The organism is Candidatus Binataceae bacterium (assembly GCA_035500095.1).
Lineage (GTDB): Bacteria > Desulfobacterota > Binatia > Binatales > Binataceae > JAKAVN01.
Window position 1 is genome coordinate 1 of the sequence record DATJXN010000113.1, and the last position, 8553, is coordinate 8553.

General features: G+C 64.5%; 8 protein-coding genes. 4 read left to right on the plus strand and 4 right to left on the minus strand.

Annotation, left to right across the window (positions count from 1 at the left end; genetic code table 11):
• The 3 genes from VMI09_11450 to VMI09_11460 form a co-directional block, all read right to left on the minus strand.
• Positions 1 to 792, minus strand: a 792-nt coding sequence (locus VMI09_11450) for a G1 family glutamic endopeptidase (protein HTQ25302.1), incomplete at its 3' end; no start/stop codon positions are given.
• Positions 793 to 1063: 271 nt separating this feature from the next.
• Positions 1064 to 2089 (minus strand): ion channel, encoded by a 1026-nt coding sequence (locus tag VMI09_11455; GenBank protein HTQ25303.1) that lies wholly within the window; start codon positions 2087 to 2089, stop codon positions 1064 to 1066.
• Between the two features lie 18 nt (positions 2090 to 2107).
• Positions 2108 to 2362 (minus strand): rhodanese-like domain-containing protein, encoded by a 255-nt coding sequence (locus tag VMI09_11460; protein ID HTQ25304.1) that lies wholly within the window; start codon positions 2360 to 2362, stop codon positions 2108 to 2110.
• A 165-nt stretch (positions 2363 to 2527) separates the two neighbouring features.
• Between VMI09_11460 and VMI09_11465 the strand changes: the two genes are divergently transcribed.
• The 3 genes from VMI09_11465 (at position 2528) to VMI09_11475 (ending at position 6471) form a co-directional block, all read left to right on the plus strand.
• Positions 2528 to 4003 (plus strand): sigma-54 dependent transcriptional regulator, encoded by a 1476-nt coding sequence (locus VMI09_11465; GenBank protein ID HTQ25305.1) that lies wholly within the window; start codon positions 2528 to 2530, stop codon positions 4001 to 4003.
• Positions 4004 to 4042: 39 nt separating this feature from the next.
• Positions 4043 to 5863 carry an ATP-binding protein gene (locus VMI09_11470; GenBank protein HTQ25306.1) on the plus strand — a complete coding sequence of 607 codons (1821 nt, stop codon included), beginning with the start codon at positions 4043 to 4045 and terminating at the stop codon, positions 5861 to 5863.
• Positions 5864 to 6228: 365 nt separating this feature from the next.
• Entirely contained in the window at positions 6229 to 6471 is a 243-nt protein-coding gene (locus tag VMI09_11475; GenBank protein ID HTQ25307.1) for a hypothetical protein, read from the plus strand.
• A 66-nt stretch (positions 6472 to 6537) separates the two neighbouring features.
• Here VMI09_11475 and VMI09_11480 read toward each other — a convergent pair whose 3' ends face one another.
• Positions 6538 to 7845: an AAA family ATPase gene (locus VMI09_11480; GenBank protein ID HTQ25308.1), complete on the minus strand. Its 1308-nt coding sequence runs from the start codon at positions 7843 to 7845 to the stop codon at positions 6538 to 6540.
• Positions 7846 to 8010: 165 nt separating this feature from the next.
• Here VMI09_11480 and VMI09_11485 point away from each other — a divergent pair, with 165 nt between their 5' ends.
• The gene (locus VMI09_11485; GenBank protein ID HTQ25309.1) at positions 8011 to 8400 is read left to right on the plus strand and encodes a nuclear transport factor 2 family protein; all 390 of its coding nucleotides are present in this window, start codon (positions 8011 to 8013) and stop codon (positions 8398 to 8400) included.
• The last annotated feature ends 153 nt before the right edge of the window (positions 8401 to 8553 follow it).

Here is an 8553-nt window from a genome sequence, read left to right on the forward strand (position 1 = left end):
AGATTTCCCGACAACGAACGTTCCACCCAGATCGGCGGCAGCAATTGTACCACTCACTTGCCAGTTTTGGGTGACATCAGTGTAAGTCAGCAAACCTGTCGAGGACCTTCCGCTCGACCAATTCGTGGCCTTCACGGTGACTATAACGTAGTCGCCTGGCGCAAAGGGTAGAGCGCCGCCGCCGCCTGCCAAGAGCACATATTCAGGTCCCGGAAACCATTCGACCCAGGGGTAATATTCCGTCGTCGTCGTACCGCCGCTACAGGCAGCGTCGGTCTCTGCGCCGGATTGAAAGAGGCGCATATTCGAAAACCCATCTATACCGACCCACTCACCGGCATAGTCCGTTCCCGAGCACGTGCCGAACGCCTGTTGAACGGTCGGCACAATCCACGAACCCGTTACGCTCTTCAAGCGCGCGGAACTCTGGACGAGAGCATACCCGCTCCAGTTCGGGCTGCCGACGTCCGTCGAATTCCGGATAGTGACGCCGGAAATGGGACGGTGGTATATCTTTGTAGCCTTAAGCTGAGGAACGACGCGGGTCAGCGCCGGATTAACTTGCTGCTTCCATCTCGCCAGATCTTCCGCCGACGCACTGGCGGCAGGGCGCGCTGGATAGCCATAAAGTTCCAGTTCTTTTGCCGATGCCGTCGAGGGATCGAACCCTGGCGGCGGCTGAGTATAGGCGTAAACGCCATGGATATTGGTCTCAACCGCATAAGGCGAGGGCGCCTGTGCGGCGGCCTGTGACAACGGCGTCAGCAGCCCGAACGCTGCGATCAGTACCATTGCGCGCAAGACCGTACTCGGCGACTCTACTTTCCCCTGCTCCACGGCACTTTTACCTCGAAGCTCGCAGCTTTACCTTTGGTGCGATTCTCAAAACTCTCGGTTTAATTTTTCTGCGGCCGCAACCGTCCGCAATGCGAATCAGGCGCTTCTTTTCAAGTATTAGCATCTCTGACGTGCAAAACGCTAGAAATTTTGTCTCTGCCAGCAAAGAACCACTGATACAATACGGTCTTTTGCGGTCCTTTTTTGCTTCCCGCGTGAAAGACAATCAGAAGATTCGTCGTGCTGTTTGCTGCACTCGATCCATCCACTCCGTAAGCGTCGGCGCATAAACCTGCGGCACGCATTCGGCGCAGATATCGTCGGCAAGCGCGCAGATCATCCTGAGCGCGCTCTGCAGCGCCTGCGGCCGTTCAAGCGCGGGAGGCAGGCACGTCAGGACGTCGCTCAACGTGCGCAGCGCGGAAGCGAGCGCGACCAGAATGGCCTCGAGCACCGCCTCCTCGGGCGCGCGCTGCGGGTTGTACAGGAGCGCGTGGATCGCGCGCAGCTCGCCGCCGAACACCAGCACCGCGCTCTCCAGCCGCACCGCAACCCGCTGCGGCTGGCTCATGCCGTCGTCGCACATCATCGCGATCGACTGCAGCTCCGAGAGCACCAGGTGCAGGTTGGTTTGCACGCGGTCGAGCCGGCCTTCGAAGGTGACGTTGTAGATGTCGCGCACCAGCTCGTCCTGCCGGCGGGAAACGAACTTGGCGACCAGCGCGCCGAAGATGAGCAGTCCGGTGACCGCCTCGAAAATCGAAAGTACCCGCATTGGCCCGATCGGCAGCACGTCGCCATAACCGACCGAGGTCGTGGTGACGAAGCTGAAATAGATCGCGCTCATCAGGCCCGAAAGCGTCGCGGCGATCGGCGTACCGCCGTCGACGAGACCGGGACGGCCCGAAAAGCCGGTCAGCCAGTAGAGGCATCCGCAGACCAGCACCATCCCGAGCCAGACGACGAAAATCTGCCCGGGCGAGAGGCTTTCGATCAAATCGAGCAGCGCGCTTCCCCACTGCCGGCTGCGCGATAGCGTCGGATGTCCGACGGCTCCGCCGCGACGCGCGGATACCGGGCTCGATTGTCCCGCGGCCGATTGCGCAGCGGATCGCAGCGCGCCGGGCGCGCTCCGCGATGCCCCTGCGGCGGCAGACGCGCTCTCGACCGGCAGCCCTGCCTCTTTCCAGTCGGCGATGCCGCCGTGGTAGTGCCGGACGTTGGTGTACCCGATCTGCTCGAGCAGGCGCACCGCCTGCGCGCCGGCGGGTCAGGTGAACTTGGCGCAATAGGTGATGATATCGGCGCCGCGATCGGGCATCACCTCGGGTGCGCGCGCTTGGACTTCAGCAAGGGGAAGGTTGATCGCGCCCGGGATGTGCTCGGCGGCGTAGAGCTCGCGTGGGAGCACGTCGACCAGCAGCATTGCGCGGTCGCCGAGGCGGCGCTCGATCTCGCCGCGCGAGATCTCGCGCACGTCCTCGGCCGGAGCTGCGCCGGCGTTTTCAGCCGAGGCGTGGTCCATACCAGTAACAATACGGCGTTGTCCGGCGGGTGTCACACTCCGCGGTGTTCCGTCATTGCGAGGCTTCGATCAAGCGCGGAGACCCTTGTTCGCGTCGGTGGCCGCCATGATATGATCGTGGGCGCAATGGTACGCGCGGGCCGGCGCGGCGGAGCACTCGAAATCATGGCAGACGCCAAGCGCGTATTGGTCGCCGAGGACCATGCGAGGACCCGCCTCGCATGGGCTGAACTCATCTCGTCGTGGGGCTTCAAGGTTGAAGCCGCCGAAGACGGGCTGCGCGCGCTCGAATTGATCGCGAGTTTCGAGCCGCACATCCTGCTGCTCGACTTGAAGCTGCCGGGCAAGGACGGTATCGGGGTGCTCGGCGAAATCCGCCAGCGGGGCCTCCCGATCACAACCATCGTGATTTCCGGCGAGGGCGACATCCCCGACGCCGTGCAGGCGATCAAACTCGGCGCATACGACTACCTGCGAAAGCCCGTCGATCCGCCTCGCCTGCGCCAGACGCTCAACAACCTGAGCCAGCATCTCGAGGTGAGCGAAGAGAATCAGCGCCTGCGGCTGCGTCTGATGGGCGCGGGCGAGCTTGGACCGATCATCGGACAATCGCAGGCGATGCGCCGCGTGATGGCACTGGTCGAGCAGGCCGCGCCGAGTTCCGCCTCGGTGATCATCCAGGGCGACAGCGGAACCGGCAAGGAAATCGTGGCGCGCACGATTCATGAATACTCGCCGCGGCGCAGCGGCCCCTACGTCGCGATCAACTGCGCCGCGCTGCCCGAGGGTCTGCTCGAAAGCGAGCTTTTCGGCCATGAGCGCGGCGCCTTCACCGGGGCCGACCAGCGGCGGGCCGGATGCTTCGAGCTGGCCAACAGCGGCACGCTGCTGCTCGACGAAATCACGGAGATGAAGCCTGAGCTGCAGGCCAAGCTGCTGCGCGTCATCGAGGACCACAAGCTCAGACGGGTCGGCGGCAGCAGCGACATCGCGTTGAACGTGCGGGTGCTGGCCGCAACCAATCGTGATCTCGGCGAGGCGATTTCGAAGGGGCGCCTGCGCGAGGATCTGTATTACCGGCTGAACGTGTTTACCATAGTGCTGCCGCGGCTGGCCGAGCGGCTGGAAGATCTGCCGGCGCTGGTCGATCATTTCGTACGCGAGTTCGCGCGCGCCAACGGCAAGCAGATAAGCGGCGTCGACAACGCCTGCCTTGAAGCCTTGAAGGCGCGCGCATGGCCCGGCAACGCGCGCGAGCTGCGCAACGTAATCGAGCGCGCCGTGATCGTCGGCGGCGGGCCGCTCATCACCGTCGCCGACCTTCCCGCCGAGCGCGCGCTGGCGACGGCCGCCGCGCAAACCGCGCCGAGGCCGCAAGAACCCGTGAGTCCCGCGCCGGCGCAGGCCGCGCCGTCGGCGGCACCGGCCGCCGAGCCGGCCCCGGGATTGCCGGTCGGCCAGCCGCTGCGCGAGGTGGAACGCCAGCTCATCCTGAAGACGCTCGAGACGGTCGGCGGCAATCGCGTGCGCGCCGCGGAAATTCTGGGGATCAGCCCCAAAACGCTGTACAACAAACTCGGTCGCTACAGCGCGCAATCCGAGCCGCAAAAGCCTGAAACGGAGCCGGCCGAGGAAGTTTAGGCGGCTGAATTCCGCCCGCTAATCGGATCAACTCCGGCCATGGGCCTGCGCACCAAGATCTCCGCCATCTTCATTCCCCTGCTGTTGCTCGCGGTGCTGGCGGTGAGCGCGACCGAGGCCGATCACGCGGTGGGCGTGATGGTCCAGGACCTCGGCGACTCGGGCGGGGTGCTGATCAACCAAACCTTCGAGCAGATTCGTTCCGCGCTCGCGCATTCCCAGGGCGACCCGGTCACGGCGCTGCGCGAGGACGCGGCCCTGGCGGCGCTGCTATCCTCCTCGCGCGCCTTCGGCAAGGGCGTGGTCTATGCGCGGGTGGTGACGGTCAACGGCGAGCCGATCGCGGGGAGCAGCGGCGAGCCGGTGAGCGAGCCGCCGCCCCGGCCGTTCAAGGAACTGGAAAGAGCGGCCTCGCGATGGTCGCCGCTTAGGAGAATCCGTCCGCTCTGGGGCGAGCACGTTTACGAGCTCAGCAGCCCGGTCGAGATCAATCAGCGGCCCTTCGCGATCATCAAGGTCGGGCTTTCGACCGCGCTCATCTCGAGCGAGGTCCGCCGCGCGGTCTCGAACGTGGCATTCATCGCTGCGGTGGTAAGCGTGATGAGCTTGCTCGGCGCGCTGCTCGCGGGCGCGCTGCTGCTGGCCCCGGTCGCCGCGATCACGGCCGAGGTCGAGCGGCTGGCGGCGGGCCGCGAAAGCGGCAACGTGCTCATCCGCGGGCGCGACGAACTGAGCGCGCTGGCGCGCAAGTTCAACGAACTCTCGCAACGCGTGCGCTCCGACCGCGTACAATGGGAAGACGAGCGCGGCCGCTTCATCAATATCTTTCGCTCGATCGACGACGCCGTGCTGATCCTCGACGCCGAAGGGATGGTGCGTTTTTCCAACGACGACGCGCAAGGGCGCCTCGGTCTTCCGGCGGGTGGCCTCGCGCAGGGCAAGCCCCTCGCGGCCCTTCTCAGCGAGAGCCATCCGCTGGTCAGGGTGGTGCGCACGGCGATGGCGGCGGGCACCGAACTGCGCGACGTCGCGATCGAGGAAGGCACCGGCAAGGAGAAGTCACGCCTGCTCGTTTCGATCTTTCCGCTGGGTCGGGATTCCGCGCGCGCCGGACAATTGGTGATCGTGCGCGATCTCGACCCGGTGCAACGGCTCGAAAGCGTAGTTGACAATTCGGAGCGCCTGGCCCGGATCGGTGGGCTCTTTTCCGGTGTCGCCCACCAGATTCGCAATCCGCTCAACGCGATCACGCTCGAGCTCGAACTGCTCAGCCAGGACGCGCGCGAATCCAAGCCGGTCGAAGACCACGTGCACGCCGTGCGCGAGGAGATGAGCCGCATCGATCTCGTGATCGAGGCCCTGATGCGTTTCATGCGGCCGGGCCAGTTGAAAATCGAACGGGTTGCTGCCAACGATCTGGTGAGCGAAGCCGCCAGAGGCGTGACCGACCCGCAAATCGACGTCGTATGCCGACTCGATCCGGCGGCCGCATTCGTGAAGGCCGACCGCGCGGTGCTGATGGAAGCGTTGCGCAATATCGTCCAGAACGCCGTCGACGCGATGCCCGCGGGAGGCACCCTTACGATGACCACCGCGCTCGCCGATGACTTCGTCGAACTGGCGGTCACGGACACTGGCGAGGGTATCGCCCCGGATCATCTGAAGGATATTTTCCAGCTCTATTTCACCACCAAAGAGGACGGCAACGGCGTCGGCCTGCCGTTGGCGCTGCGCGCGATCGATCTCCATGGGGGAACGCTGAACGTAGAGTCGAGGCTGAAAGAGGGTACTTCCGTGAGTATCCGGCTGCCGCTCGAGGATCGGGCCTTGCGGCCGCCGGCTGACGTCAACGTCAACTAGGATTGCCGCCGCCACGTAGACGAATGATTATCACCAAAGTCCGGTATGCGGTGCGATCAGCCGCCGCGGCAATGCTCGGCCTTGCGCTCTCCGGATGCTTTGGACCGGGTGGGAGCTGGCAGCTTCCAGCGTTCATGCGTCCCGCGGCGGCGCCCGCGCCGGAGACTCATCTCTCCGGGCCCAGCGCTGGTGGAGAAATCAATGGCAGCGTCCCCGCCGTCCAAAACGAAACGCACGCAAAAAAGACTCGCACGCGGCGTACGGCAAATCGAGTAGCACCGGCCTCCGAAAAACCCGAATCGGAGACGCCGGCGCCGCCCGCAACGGCGCCGGCGCCGCCCGTCGAGCCGCAGCCAAAACCGACCGTGACGCTGGCGGGCGGCCCCTCCAAGCAGCGCGCGGAGCAATTGCTCGACGACACGGGAGCCAAGCTCTCTCGGGTCGATCGCAGCACCCTCGGCGCCGACAGCGCCACCACCTACGATCAGGCTAACAACTTTTTGCAGGCCGGCCGCAAAGCGGCGACCGAAGACGACTACGTCGCAGCGTCCGGCTTCGCCGAGAAAGCCGCGGTGCTGGCGGCGAAACTGGCCTCGCCCTCACCCTGACTCGGCTGGCGACGGGTGACGTTATCGCGCGGGGTCAGCGCGCGAGCATCCGCGCCGGTTCCGCGGCTACCGGGTGATATCGATCACGACGTTCAAGGACGCGTCTTCGACGGTCTCGGCCGCCGGCCGCAGCGGAATCCCTGGGCCGGTTTTATAGGGCTCCACTGCGGGCCGGACGGCCGATTTGACGACATTGCCTGAGTGCGACGGATTGAAAGTGATCCAGGACTGCGACCAGATAAGCAACGCGCAGGCCGCCGCCAGCGCGAGCGCCGTTACCGTCAGAGCAGCGCGCCTTGTGCCCGCACTAGGTATCCTTGGGCGGGTGGGCTTCTCGGCGGCAATGCGCGCGCCCCTGGCGTTGAGCAGATCCTCGTATTCGCCGACCGCGTTTTTAACCATCGCGAGGCTGACTTTTTTGCTCCCGGCCGCGTATCCCTGAAGCATCGAATTATGGCTCAGCACGTTCACGCGGCGCGGAATTCCTCCGCTGTGCGCGATCAGGTAAGCGCGCGCCGAGGGAGCAAATATCGCGGCGGCCTTGCCGCCCTTCGCTCGCAGCCGGCAATCGATATATTCCCTGACCTCGGCCGACTGCAGCGGTTTGAGCTGGGCGCGTGCGCCAATTCGCTGGTTCAGACTGTGCATCTCGGGGCGCGCCAGGCGCGCGACCAACTCGGGGTGGCCAACGAAAATTATCTGCAGCCGGCGCTCTTCGAAAGTGTCGGTGTTCGACAGCAGTCGCAGTCCTTCGAGCGCCTCGTCGCTTAATTCCTGCGCCTCGTCAATGACGATCGCGATCCGCTGGCCAGGCGCCAGCCCGCTGAGCAGCGCGGAGAAGCCGTCGGCCACTTCGAGCCGCGAATGGCCGCTCCAACCCGGAGCTATCTGCGACATCACCACCTGCATCATCTGGTCGAAGTTGAGCCTCGGATTGGATATGAGCGCGGTGCGAACATTGCGGTGGCGCCGCGCCAGGATCGAGCAGACCATCGTGGTCTTGCCAACACCGCTCTCGCCCACCAGCAGGGTGAAACCGGTCGGCTCGTGCAGCAGACCCCATTGGAGCGCGGCCAAGGCTTCGCGATGGGTCGAACTGAGATATAAGGCGTCGGGTGCGGGAGTGAACTGGAACGGAGGTCCAGTTAGGCCAAAGTGATGATGGTACATATCGGCGTTTCGGCTATTAGCAAGTGGCCCGGAGGCTCGCTTGGTGGCATATGGGCACATAGAGCCACCGCAACCGCCCCCTCTCTTCCACACGGCAGCGAAGCAGCCTCCGGGCTGGTTCAATATCCAGTCAGCAAACTCCATGCCCATGGCCACCCCGCCGAATAGGGCGTTTTGCAGTCGAGCGGAGTGAAACTGCGGCAAAGCTTACCGAGCCGCCACGGTAAAACTTGCCAAAACGTCACTCAAGGACTATAAGCCCGACCGATTCGCGCCGAGCCAACCCGCTCGCGGGTTGCTTTGGTCCGTGCGCCGTGAGATCAAGACGGCTGAACGATACGAACCCCAACGCCAGCGGAGGAATTGGCCATGAGCTCGGATGAGAACAAGAAAATCGTTTTGGGCTTCTTTGAAAACCTCAACGCCGGCAATGCCGCCGCCGCGCTCGATGCGCTCAGCGATTCCGCAACGTGGTGGATACAAGGCAATTTTCCGCTGTCCGGAACCCGCACCAAGGCGCAGTTCATCGAACTGCTCGGTCAGCTTGGCGCAGCTATTGACGGCGCGCTCACGCTGCGCGTCAGAGGCGTTACGGCCGAGGGCGATCGCGTGGCGGTGGAGGCGGAATCGCACGCGAAGATGAAAAGCGGCAAGACTTATCAGAATCGCTATCACTTCCTGTGCGAGGTCCGCGGCGGGAAGATCGAGGCGGTGCGCGAGTACCTCGACACGATGCACGCCAACGAAGTGCTGTGCTGAAGCGGCGCGCAGAAAATCGGCATAGGGGGTAGCGCCGCAGCGCTACTCCCCTGCCACACCACCGGACATGCGGGTCCGCATCCGGCGGTTCGGAAGGTTGAGGTTACTGGGCAAGTCTGGGCACTCCGAGGCGGTCGTAGTAGCGAGTGGTGA

Coding starts and splice junctions, on each gene's coding strand:
- VMI09_11465 (HTQ25305.1), top strand. CDS start 2,528: ATGGCAGACGCCAAGCGCGTATTGGTCGCCGAGGACCATGCGAGGACC.
- VMI09_11470 (HTQ25306.1), top strand. CDS start 4,043: ATGGGCCTGCGCACCAAGATCTCCGCCATCTTCATTCCCCTGCTGTTG.
- VMI09_11485 (HTQ25309.1), top strand. CDS start 8,011: ATGAGCTCGGATGAGAACAAGAAAATCGTTTTGGGCTTCTTTGAAAAC.
- VMI09_11460 (HTQ25304.1), bottom strand. CDS start 2,362: ATGGACCACGCCTCGGCTGAAAACGCCGGCGCAGCTCCGGCCGAGGAC.